Source organism: Mesonia ostreae (genome assembly GCF_031845265.1).
Taxonomy (GTDB): domain Bacteria; phylum Bacteroidota; class Bacteroidia; order Flavobacteriales; family Flavobacteriaceae; genus Mesonia; species Mesonia ostreae.
The window spans coordinates 18,918-37,434 of the sequence record NZ_JAVRBG010000018.1; the positions used below are offsets into that span (position 1 = coordinate 18,918).

At 32.9% G+C, this 18,517-nt stretch carries 18 protein-coding genes and 1 pseudogene; 18 read left to right on the forward strand and 1 reads right to left on the reverse strand.

Going from position 1 to position 18,517, the window contains the following annotated elements; genetic code table 11:
• Positions 1-534 precede the first annotated feature (534 nt).
• The 8 genes from RLT85_RS14055 to RLT85_RS14090 all read left to right on the forward strand — a co-directional run bounded on the left by RLT85_RS14055 (position 535) and on the right by RLT85_RS14090 (position 7,115).
• Positions 535-1,824 (forward strand): ABC transporter ATP-binding protein, encoded by a 1,290-nt coding sequence (locus RLT85_RS14055; RefSeq protein ID WP_311402680.1) that lies wholly within the window; start codon positions 535-537, stop codon positions 1,822-1,824.
• Between the two features lie 193 nt (positions 1,825-2,017).
• Positions 2,018-2,248: an LbetaH domain-containing protein gene (locus RLT85_RS14060; protein WP_311402681.1), complete on the forward strand. Its 231-nt coding sequence runs from the start codon at positions 2,018-2,020 to the stop codon at positions 2,246-2,248.
• Entirely contained in the window at positions 2,241-2,639 is a 399-nt protein-coding gene (locus RLT85_RS14065) for a sugar 3,4-ketoisomerase (protein WP_311402682.1), read from the forward strand. The genes RLT85_RS14060 and RLT85_RS14065 overlap by 8 nt, the downstream gene beginning before the upstream one ends.
• Entirely contained in the window at positions 2,632-3,060 is a 429-nt protein-coding gene (locus tag RLT85_RS14070; protein ID WP_311402683.1) for a sugar 3,4-ketoisomerase, read from the forward strand. The genes RLT85_RS14065 and RLT85_RS14070 overlap by 8 nt, the downstream gene beginning before the upstream one ends.
• Positions 3,057-3,602 carry an acyltransferase gene (locus tag RLT85_RS14075; protein WP_311402684.1) on the forward strand — a complete coding sequence of 182 codons (546 nt, stop codon included), beginning with the start codon at positions 3,057-3,059 and terminating at the stop codon, positions 3,600-3,602. Before RLT85_RS14070 ends, RLT85_RS14075 begins: the two co-directional genes overlap by 4 nt.
• Positions 3,595-4,692: a DegT/DnrJ/EryC1/StrS family aminotransferase gene (locus tag RLT85_RS14080; protein WP_311402685.1), complete on the forward strand. Its 1,098-nt coding sequence runs from the start codon at positions 3,595-3,597 to the stop codon at positions 4,690-4,692. The genes RLT85_RS14075 and RLT85_RS14080 overlap by 8 nt, the downstream gene beginning before the upstream one ends.
• 1 nt (position 4,693) lies before the next feature.
• The gene (locus tag RLT85_RS14085) at positions 4,694-5,611 is read left to right on the forward strand and encodes a glycosyltransferase family 2 protein (protein ID WP_311402686.1); all 918 of its coding nucleotides are present in this window, start codon (positions 4,694-4,696) and stop codon (positions 5,609-5,611) included.
• Between the two features lie 349 nt (positions 5,612-5,960).
• Entirely contained in the window at positions 5,961-7,115 is a 1,155-nt protein-coding gene (locus RLT85_RS14090; RefSeq protein ID WP_311402687.1) for a glycosyltransferase family 4 protein, read from the forward strand.
• 580 nt (positions 7,116-7,695) lie between these two features.
• On the opposite strand, the gene RLT85_RS14095 is transcribed toward RLT85_RS14090, so the two are convergent.
• Complete coding sequence (locus tag RLT85_RS14095) at positions 7,696-8,079, reverse strand: HU family DNA-binding protein (protein WP_311402688.1); 384 nt, start codon at positions 8,077-8,079, stop codon at positions 7,696-7,698.
• A gap of 408 nt (positions 8,080-8,487) precedes the next feature.
• Here RLT85_RS14095 and RLT85_RS14100 point away from each other — a divergent pair, with 408 nt between their 5' ends.
• From RLT85_RS14100 to RLT85_RS14145, 10 genes and pseudogenes are all read left to right on the forward strand, one after another.
• Positions 8,488-9,468 carry a glycosyltransferase family 2 protein gene (locus tag RLT85_RS14100; RefSeq protein WP_311402689.1) on the forward strand — a complete coding sequence of 327 codons (981 nt, stop codon included), beginning with the start codon at positions 8,488-8,490 and terminating at the stop codon, positions 9,466-9,468.
• Positions 9,469-9,482: 14 nt separating this feature from the next.
• Positions 9,483-10,568: a GNAT family N-acetyltransferase gene (locus RLT85_RS14105; protein ID WP_311402690.1), complete on the forward strand. Its 1,086-nt coding sequence runs from the start codon at positions 9,483-9,485 to the stop codon at positions 10,566-10,568.
• On the forward strand, positions 10,565-11,539 hold the full coding sequence (locus RLT85_RS14110) for a polysaccharide deacetylase family protein (protein ID WP_311402691.1): 975 nt from the start codon (positions 10,565-10,567) through the stop codon (positions 11,537-11,539). The genes RLT85_RS14105 and RLT85_RS14110 overlap by 4 nt, the downstream gene beginning before the upstream one ends.
• Positions 11,491-12,060, forward strand: a complete 570-nt coding sequence (locus RLT85_RS14115; RefSeq protein WP_311402692.1) for a GNAT family N-acetyltransferase — start codon at positions 11,491-11,493, stop codon at positions 12,058-12,060. The genes RLT85_RS14110 and RLT85_RS14115 overlap by 49 nt, the downstream gene beginning before the upstream one ends.
• Positions 12,057-13,205, forward strand: a complete 1,149-nt coding sequence (locus RLT85_RS14120) for a glycosyltransferase family 4 protein (protein ID WP_311402693.1) — start codon at positions 12,057-12,059, stop codon at positions 13,203-13,205. Before RLT85_RS14115 ends, RLT85_RS14120 begins: the two co-directional genes overlap by 4 nt.
• Before the next feature lie 320 nt (positions 13,206-13,525).
• Entirely contained in the window at positions 13,526-14,641 is a 1,116-nt protein-coding gene (locus RLT85_RS14125) for a phosphotransferase (RefSeq protein WP_311402694.1), read from the forward strand.
• Positions 14,642-14,850: 209 nt separating this feature from the next.
• Positions 14,851-15,051 (forward strand): GIY-YIG nuclease family protein, encoded by a 201-nt coding sequence (locus tag RLT85_RS14130; protein ID WP_311402695.1) that lies wholly within the window; start codon positions 14,851-14,853, stop codon positions 15,049-15,051.
• Between the two features lie 136 nt (positions 15,052-15,187).
• Positions 15,188-16,234: an NAD-dependent epimerase gene (locus RLT85_RS14135; protein ID WP_311402696.1), complete on the forward strand. Its 1,047-nt coding sequence runs from the start codon at positions 15,188-15,190 to the stop codon at positions 16,232-16,234.
• 199 nt (positions 16,235-16,433) lie between these two features.
• A pseudogene (locus RLT85_RS14140) lies at positions 16,434-16,784 on the forward strand (four helix bundle protein).
• 261 nt (positions 16,785-17,045) lie between these two features.
• The gene (locus RLT85_RS14145; protein ID WP_311402697.1) at positions 17,046-18,215 is read left to right on the forward strand and encodes a glycosyltransferase family 4 protein; all 1,170 of its coding nucleotides are present in this window, start codon (positions 17,046-17,048) and stop codon (positions 18,213-18,215) included.
• The last annotated feature ends 302 nt before the right edge of the window (positions 18,216-18,517 follow it).

The following is an 18,517-nucleotide window of genomic DNA, read 5'->3' on the forward strand; positions in this document are numbered from 1 at the left end:
ATGGAGCGAAGAATCTTTCTAATGCGAGTTGGAAAGCTTAAACTGAAAAGTTGAAGATTGGAAAATAGAGTCTAGAGTCTAGAGGCTAGACTAAAAGCACTGTCATGCTGAATTTAGTTCAGCATCTCAATCTAGGTTAGTTTGATATGAATCTTTTGGAATGAAGTGAAAAGCTAAAAGCTAAAAGTGAAAAGTTGGAATAGGACTGTCATTCAGAGCGCAATGCAATGGAGCGAAGAATCTTTCTAATGCGAGTTGGAAAGCTTAAACTGAAAAGTTGAAGATTGGAAAATAGAGTCTAGAGAATAGAAAATAGACTAAAAAGACTGTCATTCAGAGCGCAATGCAATGAAGTGATGAATCTTATGAATAGGAGTAAATATTTCTCCTGTCGTCAGAAACTAAAATAGAAGTAAAAGCCCAATGGCTCAATGATTCGGCTGTAAGCCGAATGTTACCGAAGCCTGAAAATTTAAAATTGAATTTTGAAATGCCTAATTTTGAGATTCCTAAATTTGAAATAATAGTGTTAGCATGAGTAAAGTGATTTTAAAAGCAGAAAATATAAGCAAGCAATACCGTTTAGGAACTGTAGGCACGGGTACTTTAAGTCATGACCTTAACCGCTGGTGGTCTCAACTTCGTGGAAAAGGAGATCCTTATGCCAAGGTAGGTGCCGTAAATGACCGCAGTCAAAAAGCTACAGAGGAATATGTATGGGCGATAAAAGATATTAATTTTGAAGTTAAATCTGGAGAAGTATTAGGTATTATAGGAAAGAACGGTGCGGGAAAATCTACTTTGCTTAAAATCTTATCTCGGGTAACAGGACCCACGACCGGAAGTATTAAAACTAGAGGTCGTATTGCTTCGTTGTTGGAAGTAGGTACGGGTTTCCATCCCGAATTAACAGGAAGAGAAAACGTGTTTCTTAATGGGGCTATTTTGGGAATGACCAAAGCTGAAGTTACAGACAAGTTAGACGTGATCATTGAGTTTTCGGGCTGTGAAATGTATATTGATACTCCCGTAAAACGTTACAGTAGTGGGATGCGCGTACGCTTAGCTTTCGCCGTAGCGGCACACTTAGAGCCAGAAATTTTAGTGATTGATGAAGTATTAGCGGTAGGTGATGCCGAGTTTCAGAAGAAAGCTATTGGTAAGATGAAAGACATTTCTCAAGGTGAAGGAAGAACCGTTATCTTTGTAAGCCACAATATGGCTGCAGTAAAAAGCTTATGTACACGAGGACTGGTTTTGACGAATGGGGCTTCGGTTTTTGAGGGCACAGCCGAAGAGAGTGTTGATTTTTATTTGTCGCAGAATAGCAGTGTTGGTAATATTAGAAATTGGAGTGTAGATAATGCTATAGGTGCGAATGGGATTAAAGTTCTTGAATTTAATGTGTTAAATGAAAATAAAGAAAGTATATTCTTTATTGATTCTAAGCTATATTTTAAGTGTATTATCGAAAATGAAATTTTAAATGAAAGCATAGATATAACCATAAGAGTGAAAAACTCAGATGAAATTGTTGTTTTTACAGATTGGATTCAGATATTTAAAAACTCAGATTCAAAAAAATCAAAAATAGATATTGGTTTTATGCTAGAGGAAAAGTTTTTAAACTCAGGTTCTTATTCTGTAGATTTAATTTTTGGAAAAAATAAAAAGTATTTAATTTTTAAAGAAACGGATATTATTGATTTTGAAATTGAATTCGGAAAAGATGTAAAAGATACTAAACGGCATCCTGGCGTTAATTATAAAGAATTGAAATGGGATGTTAAGATAATGGATGAGGAACTAAATATGTTAACTTAGTAGATTTAGACTCTAATGTTGAACCAGAATTATAATATAATTTGTAATAAGTAAAATTAAAATTATTTTCGGAACTAATAATACATTGGGTTATTTTTCTTCATTATACTTTTTTAATAGCTAATAACATAGCGAAGCAAGAACACAGAAAGCTAAAATTGCCTTTAGTATTGGTAGTAAAATAATTAATAATGTGGTAATAATCGCTGAAAAGAAGATTGTAATAGGATATAATAACCATACTGTGCAAAGTGATAAAATTAGAAATAGTGTATGGCTTGAATCTAACACGCAAATTTTAAAGGTAGTTGAGATTGATAAATATTGTATCATTTGTAATGGTTCAAATTTCAAGAAATCTATACCTAGCAATGTAATGGCAGGAGGTATTCCTGCAAGGATAATTAAAAATATAAATGAATAAACCGGAGATAATAAAACTAACTAAAATAACCGATGAACGAGGAAATTTAACTTTTCTGCAAAATGGGATAGGTCTTCCCTTTGCTTTAAAACGTTTATTTTGGACCTATGACCTAAAAACGCATGAGATTCGTGGCGGTCATGCTTATCGCAAACAAAATGAACTTATTTGCGTAGTTTCTGGTAGTGCAGACATTATTATAACTTATAAAGATGAACAGCGAGAAGTCTTTAGTCTTAATCAAGCTGATAAAGCTTTGTTTGTTCCTGCTAATTTTTGGAGACACATTGAAAATTTTGCTACAAATACAGTTTTATTGCATTTTTCAGATTCTAGCTACAATGAAGGTGATTATATTAGAAATATGAATAAGTACTTATCCAATGAATAGAGAATTAAAGATTTATGATTGTGATTTAATTCAGCTGCCAAAGATAAACGCTGCTTCTGGATCCTTGACGATAGTAGACAATGAGGGTGGTATTTTACCATTTGAAGTTAAGCGTGTTTTTTATCTTTACGATATTCCAGCAGCTAAGTCCAGAGGAGCTCATGCGCATAAAGAATGTCATCAATTATTGATAGCTTTATCAGGTGCTTTTGAGGTTTTGTTGGATGATGGTCAGGCTAAACGTACTGTTTTTATTAATCAACCTTTTTTAGGATTGCATATCCCTCCGGGAATATGGGCGTCTGAGCAGAATTTTAGTTCAGGTTCAATTTGTTTAGTTTTGACCTCAGAAGAGTTTGATGAAGAGGATTATATTCGAGAATATGAGGAATTTTTAAGTTTTAAAGGTATAGAAAAATGATTCATATAAGCGCAGATGTCAATTCTAATGATATTGGAGAAAATACGCATGTTTGGCAATTTTCAGTCATATTAGCTGGAGCTAAAATTGGAAAAAATTGTAACATTAACTGTCATGTTTTTATAGAAAATAACGTTAGCCTTGGTGACAATGTTACTATTAAACCTGGCGTGCAAATATGGGATGGAATCACCATCGGCAATAATGTTTTTATTGGACCAAATGCTACGTTTACAAATGATATATTACCTAAGTCAAAAGTTTATCCTACAGATTTTCAAACAACTCACATCGAAGATTTTGTTTCTATTGGTGCAAATGCAACTATATTACCGAACCTTCATATTGGAAAAGGAGCTTTTATTGGAGCGGGCGCAGTAGTGACTAAAAATGTTAAACCGTTTCAAATCGTTCTTGGCAATCCGGCAAAGCCTATTGGCTATTTAACTAGAAATAAAGTGAGATTAGATTTAAACTTGTTGGATGAAGAAGGTAACTTATATGAGATTAAAAATAACGAATTAGAAAGATTACATGATTAAATTTTTAGATTTAAAAAAAATAAACGCTCAATACCAATCAGAAATTGAAAATGCAATGATTCAAGTGTTGGACTCTGGCTGGTACATCAAAGGCGCGGCAGTTACAGATTTCGAGTCAAGTTTTGCCAGTTTTTGCGGAACACGTCATTGTATAGGGGTTGCTAATGGTTTAGATGCCTTAGTGCTTATTTTTAGAGCTCTAATGGTGCAAGGGAAATTAAAAAAAGGGGACGAGGTATTAGTTCCTGCGAACACCTATATAGCAAGCATATTAGCCTTAACTGAAAATGGTTTGAAACCTATATTGGTAGAGCCAGATCATTCAACATTCAATTTGAGCTTAAATGGGGTAAAAACTAACATAACCGCCAAAACTAAAGCTGTTCTTACGGTTCACTTATATGGTCAATTAGCGACAGATATGGTGGATTTTTGTGATGAGCAAAATCTTTTATTGGTAGAGGATGCAGCACAAGCCCACGGAGCTAAAAATGATTTAGGTCAAAGAGCGGGGAGCTTTGGTATTGCTGCAGGATTCTCATTTTATCCTGGTAAAAACTTGGGAGCTTTAGGAGATGCAGGTGCGGTAACTACAAACAATGCTGAATTAGCTAGTCTTATTCAGCAGTTGGGTAATTACGGTAGCGAGAAGAAGTACCACAACAGCTTGCAAGGTTTAAATAGTAGATTGGATGAATTACAGGCTGCTATTTTAAATGTAAAATTGCCATACATAGATCAAGAAATTATTAAAAGAAGAGAAGCTGCAAAATTTTATCAAGAAAACATTAAAAACTCCAAAATTACTTTGCCCAATTGGAACGAGAATGTAGAAAATCATGTTTTTCATCTATACGTGATACGATGTGAAAATCGTGATAAACTTCAAGCTTATTTACTAGAAAATAATATTCAAACCGTAATTCATTATCCTATCCCTCCACACAAGCAATCAGCCTATAAGGAGTGGAACAATTTATCTTTTCCTATCACAGAAAACATTCATGAAAGTGTTTTAAGCCTGCCTATAAGTCCTATCATAAGCTTACAAGAGCAAAAAAAGATAGTTGAGGTACTAAATAATTTTTAGCATGAATCGTCCGTTAGTTTCTATAATTGCAGTGTGTTATAATCACTCTAGGTATGCTATTACTACTTTAGAAAGCATCGTAAATCAATCTTACGAAAATATAGAATTAATTATAATGGATGATTGCTCAACGGATACTTCCGTGGCGGTTATTCAAGATTGGATAGATAAAAACAATTATGACTATAAATTTGTTGCGCACAAACAAAATCAAGGACTATGTAAAACATTAAATGAAGCTTTAGAAATTGCACAAGGAGAATTTATACAAATCATTTCTTGTGATGATATTTTAATGGAAAATAAAATTGAATTACAAGCAAATCTCTTCAATAAGCTGCCTTCTAATTATGGAGTATTACATTCTAACTTAATATATGTTGATGAACTAGGAAATAAATTAAATCGTAAAGAGAATAAGAAAAGAGCAAAATTTTCTGGATTTTATTATTATCTATTACTGGAAAGTAATCAAATTGCTGCTCCTACGTTGCTATACAAAAGACAAGCACTTTTTGATGTGGGTAAATTCGATGAAAGATATTCTTATGAGGACTTAGATATCTTATTAAAAATATCTAAAAAGTTTAAGATAGAGTATTTAGATATGCCTTTAATTAAATATAGAATTTTACAAAGCTCACTATTTAGATCTAGAGGGCTGAGAGGAACAATGGATAGGCTTCAAATCCTATTTAGAAATATTGAAGATAAACGTTCTAAAAATATTGTAAGAAAAAATAACATAAAAACGTCAAAAGCATATCTAAAAAAATTGAAAGTAAATGGCGATAAAGCGAAATATATTAAATTTTTTTTAAGGTCTTTAAGCTATATCCCATTAAATCATTCTTATGATATTTTGAACTATTTTAAATATTTCTGGAGAACATTAAAGCAAAAACATCAGAATACTTAGATTATTTTTTTCATATTTTTAATTATTTCAAATCTTTTAACAATTTAGAGCTAAACACTTCCTTGAAATGAATCTCTAAGGTATAGATTTCGATGAAATCGTATTTGAGTACAATTAGGAAATTATTTTTTTGCACATCTGTTTAGTTTTTAATGCCAACAAATAAGAGTATTAATGTTAAATCAGGTTGAGTCGAGTCACTTTTATTTGATTTTTCTACTCCTTGGCTGTTTTTTTGAAGCCAGCCTGCCAAAATGAATGTTTTGGGGTTGATACTTAAGATTACAAAAGCTAGCTTTAGAAATGAAAGCGGATATATAATTTATTACAAACTTTCAAAATTATGACTATGTGTAAGTCGAAAAATTACAAAAATAGAATTCTTTTTGCAATTAGTAATTTAACCTACGGAGGCATTCAAACACAAGCTTTAAACTTAGCTAAAGCATACAAAAATAAAGGATGTAAAGTTTACTTTTTTTATACAGGAAAATACGAAGAGGATTTTGTAAATAATGAATTGCTCGCAAACAATTTTTTGATTATAGATGGAAGTTTTATAAATGATAAAAATCTTATGAAATTTTCTTGGAAGTTACAGCGCTATTGGCCTTTGGTTAGAGCTGTTGCCATATTGAAGTTTCATAGAATAAAATACGTTATTCCATACCAAAATCAGTTAAGCTGTTTTTTCGGAGCCATTCATAATTATACGGGTGTAAAAAAAACATTATTCCATATAAGAAGTACAGTTTTGGAGAATGAATCTAAACCAAATTGGTATTTAAAACACGCTTTGCAAAATAAACCAACCATTATTGTAAATTCAAATCACGCAAGAATTAAATTTGAACAGGTATATGGGAAAGAGTATGACCTAGACATACAAACAATATATAATGGAATAGATGTTAGACCGATAGATAAGACTATTAATTGGAGATTATTTTTTAATGTGGAATCAGTTGACTTTACAGCCACTATTCTTGCAAATTTTTTTAACGAAAAAGATTTTTTGACTGTTTTTAGAGCTTGGAAATCTTTTATGGAAAAAACAAATTCAAATTCAAAATTATTAATAGCGGGTGATGAAGGTGTTAAGGGGATGAAGTCCTTCTATAAAAAAGAAGTAGAGAATATGGGATTGGAAAATTCTGTAGTTTTTTTGGGTAGAATATCTCAGAATATAGAACTGTTAAGCATAGCAAACTGCAATATTCTTAGTACTGAGAATGAAGGTTTGCCAAACAGTGTAATCGAAACATTAGCAATGGGTAAACCGTTTTTAGGTACTGATGTGGACGGTATTAGAGAAGTAGTAGGAGAAACATATCCAATACCGCTTTTTAAAATTGGAGATCATAATAAATTGGAAGAAAATTTAATAAAAATTTACAAGGATGAGATCGATTTGGAATATGTTAAGAAATACTCTTTCAATAGGTTCAAGATGTTTAAAGTAAATAAATTGATCAAAAATTATTCAAGTATTATTGCTACTTAAAAAAAATTAAATAAGTAGGTCATACCAAAAGAAACTCACAAATATTTTGAGGGAATTTGCTTAAGATATACCTATTTTGTTGGTAATTTTTTTTTTAAAATAAAATTAATAGCATATCTTTTGAGCGGCTAGTGTTATGATAGAATATGGATAAATCCTTAGGGCACAACTTTAGCATCAATAATTATTTTGTTGATAATTATCTCTATCAACCTACCAGAGCCGCAAATAAAATCATAAAAATTTAGTTAAGCTGCGCAAGAATATATATTTTTGATTTATAAGTGTAGTCGATTACGAGACTTATAAATCAAATTAAAGCTCAAAAAAGAAAGCAAAAGTGTCTAGCCGCTGGTATTTTTTGAGTTTTTTTGTGCTTTTTAGTAAAAAAAGAACAATACACTAAGGATTTTGAAAAAGTAAGTAAGACTTTTTTTTGTAGTGCTAAGGGATGTTTATAAAAGAATAAACGGTTTCTTGAGATAGCTAAGCGTTTTTCTGCCACTTCTTAGCATTTAGGATAGAAAAAAAGTCCCGAGAAAATTTCTCGAGACTTACAAATCAAATCAATTAAAAGTGTCTAGCCGCTAATTAATTTATACTCCAGACCTAACAAGGCTTTTCTAAGCCGTTTCCCTGGCCGGTAATTAATGTGTGCACTTCTCACCTTAGAAGCGTTCACTTCTTCAGGAAGAGAGCTGCCTTCGCAGCGAATGCCCACCTGAAAATTACCCAAGGAGCCCAATTGTACCACGCGACCTTGTGCCAGCTCGTCCATCATATTATGCTGCAAAGCATTGAGAACAGCCAGGCAGTCGGCTTCACGCACGGTAGACTGGTTGGAGATTAAATACGCAAGCCGCTCAAAATCTACCACCCCATCTTTTACGGCGTGGAGGTAAAATTGCTCAGGGGCTTGCAAGTCCTGAGGGTTTTTACGGGCAATGGTTTTCACTTTTATCATGAAAAATAAATTTAATGACACCTTTCTATCGGCGGTTCTATAGAGTATCTTAAGAACAAGCTAAAGTTCTAATAATTAGTGCTTCCGTGCAAAAATAGTTATGCAATCCTATTGTTAATAATTTTAATTTCAGATGTTTAGCTTTTATTTTATTAAAATAGCAGCTATTTTCAAAACGAAAAACGATCAACGAAAAACGAAAAACGAATAACGAACAACGAAAAACGATCAACGAAAAACGATCAACGAAAAACGATCAACGAAAAACGAAAAACGAACAACGAATAACGAAAAACGATCAACGAATAACGACCAACGATCAACGACCAACGACCAACTAAATAAAAAAAATCTATTCTTTCTCTTATCAAAATTGCGTATTATTGCAGCTTATTTTACTTATACGAGATGATACAAGAAAAACCCTTGGTTTCTATAATTATTCCTACCTATAATCGAGCCCATCTCATTAGTGAAACCTTAGACTCGATAAAGGAACAAACTTATACAAACTGGGAATGCATTGTCGTGGATGATGGAGGTACAGATCATACAGAAAATATTTTAGAAGCTTATATAAAAGAAGACTCACGCTTTAAATTCTTAAAGAAACCAAGTCACAGAAAAAAAGGCGGAAATGCCGCCCGTAATTTTGGTTATGAAAAGAGTATAGGAGAGTATATAAATTTTGTGGACAGTGATGATTTAATTCATAAAGAAAAGTTGCAACTTCAGTTAGCTGTTTTGGAAAAAAATGAAAGTTGTCAAGTTTGCTTAAGCGAAGCAGAAATTTTTAACGAGACAAAACGTTATCAGAAAAAATCAAAACCTTTAGATGAAATCAATTTTTTTGAAGATTATATTTCAAAAAAAATAGATATGGGAACGACACAACCACTATGGAGAAAGAGCTTCTTGGAATCTGCAAAAACCGTTTATGATGAAACTATTTTGCGGGCGCAAGATTTTGACTTTCTAAGCAGGATGTCTTTTAGAAAAGACTTTTCACACTGTTACGTAAAAGAAATTTTAGTTTCTGTAAGAATAGGAAATTCTGGGCGTATTACAGATTCAGGTTTCAGAAAGGATGTGATGGTTTCTTATTTAAATGCGTATTATAAAACTTATTTGTTACTGGCGAATGACTATAAAGATAAACAACTTTATAAATCTTATACCAATTTATTTTTAAAGAGAATTCTAAGATGTATCAATTCAAAAGATTTTGAGACTGCATTGTTCTTTTTAAAAAAGATGCGTAAAAATGTATTTAATAATGATACAAGATATAGGAGGCATTTTTTAAAGTTGATACTCTCAGTTTCGGTTTTAAAAGGTACTGGTCTTCGAGGATACTCCCTTTTAAAAAAATACTATTATTTAGATTAAAACCATTGATATAAATGCAATTAACATTAAAAAAAATAACCCAACCAAATCAAGAATTCTGGCAATCCTTTGATCAGCTAGTGAATAAAACTTGTGGGTTTACGGTACACTTAAACTCCATTTGGTTGACCAATTATATAAAATACTATTTTGAGGAGACACAATCTACGTGGATTTTAGCAGCCTATAATCAGGATGAACTGGTAGGCTGTTTGCCATTACAGGCGGAAGAGAAAAGAGCAACTCGGTTTTATAACTTTACAGAGTTACGTATTTTAGGATTTGGCCCTACAGATTTTTTTGATATACCTGTAGCAGAAGAAAACAGACAGGAGATTTTATCACATTTAGTAGCTTTTTTAAAGAATGACAGCACTTGGGATAAACTTATGATGACAGAATTACCTGAGACATCCCCAAATTTAAAGTGTCTTATAGAAGCTTTAAGAAAAGAAAAATTAGAGTTTGAGCTAGATGAGCCTAATGGTTTTGTGTATACCGCTACAAAGGGAGATTGGGAGGATTTTCTAACAACCGAGTTTGATCCTAAGAATAAGGATTTGGCTAAATCTGAGAGACGAGTGGCAAAGAAAGGGTATGAGTTAAAATTTAGCTCTTATCGAGAAAATGTATATCCTGAGTTATTAAAAAATATTGATTTATATGCCCAACGACGCGAAAGTTTAGGTCAATTTAATAAATATGAAACCGATAATTTAAAAAAATTCCTTCAAAATATTATTGAAGCCTACGAAGCTAAAAAGATGGTAGAACTTACCGTTCTAGAAGCCGATGGTGAAACTTGGGCTTTTCAATTGGACTGGATTTGTAATAAAACACGTTACCATTGGAACCACGCCTACAATGAGGATTATAAACGCTACTCCCCAGGAAAATTGATCTTAAAGGAAGTGATGCGGTCAAGCTTTTATGATCCTAATATAGACTATTGCAATCATATGCGTGGCCTGTCTAGTTATAAAGACAAGTTTACAGATGAAAAGCAAATGCTGATAAGAATTAGAATAGAAAATTCATTTTCGAAAAAGGTGAAGCTGACTCGACTCATATCAAAAACCTTAAAAGCAGTAAAAAAATGATGCCCAAAAAAGTGTTTGTATTGGTGACCATAGATACAGAAGCTGATAAAGGAAATCCTGGATGGAATCTTCAAAAACCATTGGCATTTAAAAATATTCCTCTTCAGAAGAAATTATTAGTACCTCTTTTTAAAAAGTATGGTATAATTCCTACTTTTCTATTAAGCCCAGAGGTGATACACGATCAAGACTCTGTACAGCTTTTAAAGTCTTTAGACCATGTAGAACTGGGAACGCATTTACACGAAGAATTTATAGCGCCCAATGCGAATTTTGATGCAGATAGAACAAAAAATACACAAGCAAATTTAGCTGAAGGTTTGGAACGTGAAAAACTAACCAAGCTTACCGATTTGTTTACAGAAAAATTTGGATACCCCCCTAAAAGTTTTCGCTCTGGTCGTTTTGGACGCAGTAAAAGTACTTCCTCTATTTTAGCAGATTTGGGTTACAATGCAGTTTCAGACATTACTCCGTACACCTATAAGTTAATTGAAGGACACGTATTAAACCATTGGAAAGAACCATTGGAGCCATATTGGGAGAAATTTGGTGAAAAAAAAATACTACAAGTTCCGCTCACGTTGATCAATCCAGATTACCATAAGATTCCATTTTTTCTACGGAAAAATATAGGGAATCCAGAAAATATCAAACGCCGAATTTCGAAGAAGCTTGGATATAAACTAAAAACGCGTTGGTTACGTCCCTATCGGGAAAGCGGACAAGGAATGATTGAAATAGCCGATTATGTAGTAAACAATCATTTTAAAAAACAAGAATTTGCTATATTGAATATTATGTTTCACAGCAATGAAATCTTAGTTAAAGGTTCTCCTTACTGTCAAACAAACGAGGAAGTTAAAAACTACCTTACATCCTTAGAAACTCTATTTAAACACCTTAATAAAAACTATGATTTATGCTCTATCAGTTTAGGCGACGTCTCTACCATCTTATCCCAAAATTAAACGTAGAGTATGTGTACACCCATAACTTAAAAAACGTTTCCCAAAAGGATTGCAGAATTCCAGTAGAAGTCTTTAAATTATCTTTGAAGAATATTCACCGCATTGTAGAAGTAAAAAAAATACCTTTAGATAAATTAAGAAAAAGATTAGAACGAGGTGATTTTTGCTATGTTACCCAAGTGGAGGGTAAATTGATAAGCTATCATTGGGTACAATTTACAGGTACCCATTTTATACAACAAGCTGGTCGTAGCATTGAAGTTGAACCTGGGGACTTTTGGATTTATCACACTCGGGTTTCTGAAAAGTTTAGGGGGAATGGAATAAATGGTAAAGTTTTAAGTGATTTAATATTAGAAGCTAAAAGAAATAATCATCAGCAAGCGCTTATTTATACCAATAAAAACAATATCTCTAACCGTAAAGGTTTGGAGAAGCTTGGTTTTAAATTAAGAGATGTTATTTACAGTTATGAAATGAATAGGAAGTTCCATCAAGTTTATAAGAAGAAGATAACATGAAAATAATTCATTTTTTTGCGAGATTTCCAAATAAGACTCAGCCTTATAATCAAGTTTTGTTAGAACGTCTAACCACCTTTGGAATGCTATGTGAAGTAGCTTGCCTTGTAAAGGGAAAGGGGAAATCAAGCTTTAAAATATACGATTTTTACCATCACAAATTTAAGTGGCTAAGCTATGTCTCTGCTTCAATTAAGCATAGAAAATATTTTTTGGCGTTTAAAGAAGAAAGTCAATTAAATTTTTTACCCAGTGTAAAAATTTTTGGCAGATATGCACCGCTTATAAAAGCAAATCCAGATGTTGTGCATGTGCATCACGTTCAAATTTTAAATAAAAAGTTAATAGCGTTTCTAAAAATTTGTGATTTTAAAACTCTAATCAGTTTTCGCGGCAGTGATATTTTAGTAAGACCATTTAGAAACCAAGAGGAAAAATCTTTTTTAGAATATGCTTTACAGAACACAAATGCAGCGCATGCGGTTTCAGGTAATATTCAGGAAGCTCTTGAATCTTTTGGTAAGCCTTCAGAATATATTTATACTATTTATAGGACTGTAGAGGTAAAAGAAGCGAATATACCTTTTCAAAAAAATGAGGATATAGATCATGTACATATCACGACTATTGGGCGAATTCATTGGACAAAAGGCTATGTTGATGCTATTAAATCTTTAAAAGTATTAAAAGATAATCATCTAAGTTTTACATATAACATTTGTGGGGGGTATGACACAGATATTTTTGATGAATTAAAATTCTGGATAAGAAGACTTGATTTAGAAAAGCACGTCGTTTTTCACGGACACCTAAATAATACTCAAATTAATGAAATTCTGGGTAAAACGGATGTCTATTTACAGAGTTCACTTACAGAGGGAATTCCAAATACACTATTAAGAGTAATGTATTATCAAATTCCAATTGTGACAACTAATGCGGGAGGTATACCAGAAGTTTTTCAAGAAACAAATAAAAGAAGAATGGTTGAAGTTGGGAGTTGGTCAGAAATGGGTAAGGAGCTACTAACAGTTTTACATCGAAATTTAGAATTTAGAGAATCCTCCCAAAAAGTGGAATCAATTGACGAAAGTATTGAAATAAATAACTATCGCGAAATGTATCAAAAAATAATTGAATTGTAGTAAATAATTGAATTGTAGTTTTAGAAGCTTGTAATTTAGATACAGAAATAGTACTAAAGCACAATAAAATTCTACGGGATAAATTTAGTTTTGACGGTGAGATCACTGCTTTAAATGAATTATATGTCTCCTGAAATCTATACTAGTCATAGTTTTAGTATATGTAATTCTAAATATTTGATAGGTCTAAGTAGGTTTCATATAAGAGATTTTAAATAAAAAATATGACTTTATAGTTTATACAGGTAATCAAGAAATGAAGAGATTTACTTTTTTAAAGATGAAAAACTAGAAAAATACTTTATAGATATTGAAAAAGAATGATTCATAAGTTTATAAAAACATTGCAAAAGGTTGAAAAACAAAGTAATGTTTATAGAAAAAAAGATAATACATCTGGCTTATCCTACAAACGCTTTGGTAAAGTTTGGATTAGAGCAGATATACCCATTAAAGATCAATATACGAAAAGCTTAAAATATTCTGAATTGCGGTTTTACCCTAGTACAAATTATAAGGCATGGGCGCTTTGGATTTTAAGAATTTTTAAATTTAAGAAAAGCAGTCTTCGGCTTAAGGAATTATTAGGTATTGGTTTATACTGGCCTTTCTTAAAAACAGAATACTTGCCACTTCATGCAGATATGATATACGGTCGTATGCCATCCCTAATATTGATTTATACTTCTGTAAAAGAACAAAAGGTGGTAAAGGTGGCATTGACCAAGGCAGGTAAACTTCAAATGAAATCTGAAATTGCAAGCCAGCGTTTAGCAAGTGCCATAACGTCAAAAGATATTTTTATACCTAAAATTTTAAGTGAATATCACGATGAGGATATCGACTATTCCATCGAAGAATATTTTGCTGGCAAAAAACATTCCTTTAAAGATAAGAAGAAACTCAAAGTTAATTATCATAAAGTTTTTCGGTATCTGATGAAGTTTTATTTAAAAAATCCAATAAAACTTCAAAATTTATCCGAAAATAAATTCTTAAACCATGATTTCGTAGAAAAATTTATCAAAGAACAAGACCATGGAGAATTAGCGATGTCTACCTATAACCGCTTGTATGCCAAGAAAAAAAATATGATTCTATGTAGAATTCATGGAGATTTAAGCCATGGCAATGTACTTTCTAATAAGGAGGAAGTTTGTATTATAGATTGGGGGAAATCAAAACTTCATTATTTAGCTCGGGATTTAGATAGCTCTAGTTATAATACAAAAGATTTTTATAATGAGTTTTTAGAGAAAGCTAGAATCGATGAAAATGGAGTTTACTCTTATAAAGAACAATTGTTTTTAGGAAGATTTATAGAGATGAGTAGGCTAATCCATAATGGGATCAAACGCAAAACCATCAATAATCATTTATATAATTGGGTAAAGTCACAAAATGAAGTGTTGTTGCGTATGTCCAAGGATTTGTAATATAATTGATTGGGTATAAATGGAAGAATAATTTTCTACATACCTTAAAAATCGTGTATATATACCAGAATAGAAATGCAGAAGCTTCATTAAAGAATAAAATGTTACTATTTTCGCCGAATTGAATGCTAACGAAGATTTAAAAATACAAAATGCAAAAAATATTAGTCACTGGCGCTGCTGGGTTTAACCCGTGAAATAGTGGCAAGATGGATAGATATTATTACATATATGTACTTTTAAGTGAGAAAGACGGTAAAAAATATACGGGTTATACATCGAATTTGCCATTAAGAATTGAGGCTCATCAAAAAGGAAGAGTAAAATCAACAAAGCATCGTCGACCATTAAAATTGATTTACTTTGAAGGTTGTTTGTCGCAAGATGATGCTATTAAGAGAGAAAAATAGTTAAAAAACGCACTATGGAAAAATGTATTTGGGGAAGCGCCTCAAATCTTATTTATCATGTGAAACTAAAAATAAATAATACCTACTGAAATCCATTACGTGTTTAACAGGATTTCACAGGTCAAGAAGGTAAGTAATGAAATTAGAACAATATAATCAGCTTAAACATAATAAAATATTAGTCACTGGCGCTGCTGGGTTTATCGGTTTTCATCTTTGTCAGCAATTGTTAGAAATGGGCTATGCCGTAGTGGGTTTGGATAATCTGAATAACTATTATGATGTGAGCCTTAAATTTGACCGCTTAAGTGCTTTGGGAATCGCAAAGCAAGAGGCATCTTATTATAATCAAATTTGTACATCGGAAGAGTTTCCTAATTTTGAATTTATTCAGTTAAAATTAGAAGATCGGGTGCACGTACCACATTTGTTTGAAAAGCATACATTTGATAAGGTGTGCAATCTAGCAGCACAAGCTGGAGTACGTTACAGTATCGAGAATCCAGAGGTGTATGCAGATTCTAACATTAGTGGTTTTTTAAACCTGTTAGAGTGTATGCGCCATAATAAGGTGAATAAACTGGTATATGCCAGTAGCTCTAGCGTTTATGGAAACAACAAAAAAGTTCCATTTTCTGAGTCCGATAATGTGGACGAGCCTATAAGTGTGTATGCCGCCACCAAAAAATCAAATGAATTATTAGCGCATACCTACAGCCATCTTTACAGAATACAATGTATTGGACTACGCTTTTTTACGGTCTATGGTCCTTGGGGCAGACCAGATATGGCTCTGTTTTTATTTACCGATGCTATTTTAAAAGATAAACCTATAAAAGTGTTTAACCATGGAAGTTTATCCCGTGACTTCACCTATATAGATGATATTATTACTGGAGTTATAAATACCTTGAAAAAGGATTTGCCAGAAAACAGCTTGCACGGAGTATACAATATTGGTAATTCTAGTCCAGTACAATTGATGGATTTTATTGGAGCCATCGAAAAGGAGACTGGAAAAAAAGCCAAAAAGGAAATGCTGCCGATGCAACCTGGCGACGTAGCCACCACATACGCAGACGTTTCTAAATTAAAAAAAGATTTTAACTATGCGCCGAATACCTCGGTTAAAGAAGGCATAAGTGAATTTGTGAAGTGGTATAAGGGGTATTATGTTTTGTAGTTTCTAGTTTTTAGTTTGGCGTTTTCCGTTCAGCGTAAATAAGACATAAATAGCGAGAAATTAACAAAGTCCACCAACGTCCAAAGAGCAAAGAGCAACGAGCAACGAACAACAACGAACAACAAACAACGATTAACGAACAACTAGCAACGAACAACTAGCAACGAACAACGAACAACAAACAACAAATAACGAAATCATGAATTACAAAGAACTCGACGCGTGGAAAGAATCGATGCAGCTTGTGCAATTAGTGTATGAAATAACGCAGAAGTTTCCAAGTGAGGAAAAATTTGGTTTGGTAAGTCAATTAAGGAGAGCTTCTGTTTCTATTCCATCAAATATTGCGGAAGGATTTGGTAGAAGCTCGAATAAATAATACAAAAGATTTGTTGAAATTGCGCTAGGCTCCATTTTTGAATTAGAAACGCAACTTATTATAGCTTCGCAGTTAAATCTGCTTCAACGCGAACATGCAGTTTTCGCTAAAATAGAAAATACCATAAATATAATTCATGGTCTCATTCGCTTTTTGAAAAAGAATAGTTGATCTAGTTTAGCGTTCAGCGTAAAACGAACAACGAATAACGAAAAACCAACAACGAATAACGAAAAACGAACAACCAACAACGAATAACGAACAACGAACAACGAAAAACGAAAAACCAACAACGAACAACGAATAACGAATAACGAATAACGAATAACGAACAACGAAAAACGAAAAACGAACAACCAACAACGAACAACGAATAACGAACAACGAACAACGAAAAACGAACAACCAACAACGAACAACCAACAACGCATCATGAAAATCATCATCTTCGACGGCACTTTCTCCAGCACTGCTTTTATACGCCGGTTAATGCAAGGCTTGGTTAAAAGTGGCTTACAGATTAGTGTTATCGGATTCAATGAAGCCAATCCAAGCCCAGTGGTGGGAGTGAATTATGTAAGCTTGGGAAGTAATCAATCTAAAATAGGCTTGTTAAGAACCAGTCTTACTCTAGCTTTAAAAGAAGGGAAACCAGCTTCGTGGATTAAAGTGCTAAGTAATATTCTATCTGGGGATCGGATTTCTTTACAAAAACAAAATTTAGATTTAGTTCTTAAAAAATTACAACCCGATATCATTCATCTGCAATGGCCTTCTTTATTACCTTGGATGCAGCCCTATTTTCAAAACCGAGATTTTAAAATCGTATTGAGTCAAAGGGGGTTTCATACCAATGTGCGTCCGTTTATTGATCCAGTCAATTTTAAATATTTACACGAAACCTACCCTCAATTAGATGGCTTGCATTCGGTTTCCAAAGCAATTTCTAAAGTAGGTAGAAAAATTGGAACGCCATTACACGGTTTGGATCGGGTAGTTTATACGGGATTAGATCTAGAAAAAATGGGTTTTAAAACTAAAGTTAATATGAAATCTTGCTTGCAGCTAATCTCTGTAGGGAGACCACATTGGAAAAAGGATTACCCTACGGCCATTAAAGCTTGTGCTTCTTTAAAGCAAGAAGATCTTGATTTTCATTATACGATTGTAGGCGGTGAGGGAGATGAGGAAAGCTTGTTTTTAATTCATGAATTAGGACTAAGTGAGCACATCACTTTAACGGGGAAGCTTCCGCAAACAGAAGTATTTCAAAAAATTCAAGAAGCAGATGTGATGCTCTTGCCGAGTATAGAAGAAGGTATTGCGAATGTGGCTGTAGAAGCCATGGCGCTTGGCACGCTAGTAATCTCCACCAATTGTGGTGGAATGGAAGAGTTGATTGCAAATGAAAAAGAAGGATGGATTGTTCCCACAAGAGATTTCAAAGCCATGGCAAAGGCCATTTTAAATTTTACCTACTTGAATAGTGATGAGATACATACCTTATCTTGGGCAGCGAGAAAGAAAGTGGAGCAACAACATACAGAGGTAAAAATGGTGAATGATATGCTCGGTTTGTATCAAAAAGTATTGAACGTTTAAGTTTAAACTTTTCTGTTATTTCGACGAAGGAGAAATCTTAAACTAGTTTACCTCCACGCCAATCGTAAAGAAGAATCATTCTAAACCTAAACCTAAAGCATAAGATCCTGAACAAAATCTTCCTTTCAATCAGATTTTTTCAGGATGACAGGTGATGTTGAGTCTTGTCATGCGCTTGTCCTGTCATGCTGAACTCGTTTCAGCATCTTATAATTATGAAAACGCCTTACCCTCGTAAGTAATACTTCCTAAGAATAAGATCCTGAACAAAATCTTCCTTTCAGTCAGATTTTTTCAGGATG

Bases quoted from the DNA above. Each gene is read 5' to 3' on its own strand.
- RLT85_RS14055 (WP_311402680.1), top strand. From the start codon at position 535: ATGAGTAAAGTGATTTTAAAAGCAGAAAATATAAGCAAGCAATACCGT.
- RLT85_RS14065 (WP_311402682.1), top strand. From the start codon at position 2,241: ATGAATAAACCGGAGATAATAAAACTAACTAAAATAACCGATGAACGA.
- RLT85_RS14070 (WP_311402683.1), top strand. From the start codon at position 2,632: ATGAATAGAGAATTAAAGATTTATGATTGTGATTTAATTCAGCTGCCA.
- RLT85_RS14075 (WP_311402684.1), top strand. From the start codon at position 3,057: ATGATTCATATAAGCGCAGATGTCAATTCTAATGATATTGGAGAAAAT.
- RLT85_RS14080 (WP_311402685.1), top strand. From the start codon at position 3,595: ATGATTAAATTTTTAGATTTAAAAAAAATAAACGCTCAATACCAATCA.
- RLT85_RS14085 (WP_311402686.1), top strand. From the start codon at position 4,694: ATGAATCGTCCGTTAGTTTCTATAATTGCAGTGTGTTATAATCACTCT.
- RLT85_RS14090 (WP_311402687.1), top strand. From the start codon at position 5,961: ATGTGTAAGTCGAAAAATTACAAAAATAGAATTCTTTTTGCAATTAGT.
- RLT85_RS14095 (WP_311402688.1), bottom strand. From the start codon at position 8,079: ATGATAAAAGTGAAAACCATTGCCCGTAAAAACCCTCAGGACTTGCAA.
- RLT85_RS14100 (WP_311402689.1), top strand. From the start codon at position 8,488: ATGATACAAGAAAAACCCTTGGTTTCTATAATTATTCCTACCTATAAT.
- RLT85_RS14105 (WP_311402690.1), top strand. From the start codon at position 9,483: ATGCAATTAACATTAAAAAAAATAACCCAACCAAATCAAGAATTCTGG.
- RLT85_RS14110 (WP_311402691.1), top strand. From the start codon at position 10,565: ATGATGCCCAAAAAAGTGTTTGTATTGGTGACCATAGATACAGAAGCT.
- RLT85_RS14115 (WP_311402692.1), top strand. From the start codon at position 11,491: ATGCTCTATCAGTTTAGGCGACGTCTCTACCATCTTATCCCAAAATTA.
- RLT85_RS14120 (WP_311402693.1), top strand. From the start codon at position 12,057: ATGAAAATAATTCATTTTTTTGCGAGATTTCCAAATAAGACTCAGCCT.
- RLT85_RS14125 (WP_311402694.1), top strand. From the start codon at position 13,526: ATGATTCATAAGTTTATAAAAACATTGCAAAAGGTTGAAAAACAAAGT.
- RLT85_RS14130 (WP_311402695.1), top strand. From the start codon at position 14,851: ATGGATAGATATTATTACATATATGTACTTTTAAGTGAGAAAGACGGT.
- RLT85_RS14135 (WP_311402696.1), top strand. From the start codon at position 15,188: ATGAAATTAGAACAATATAATCAGCTTAAACATAATAAAATATTAGTC.
- RLT85_RS14145 (WP_311402697.1), top strand. From the start codon at position 17,046: ATGAAAATCATCATCTTCGACGGCACTTTCTCCAGCACTGCTTTTATA.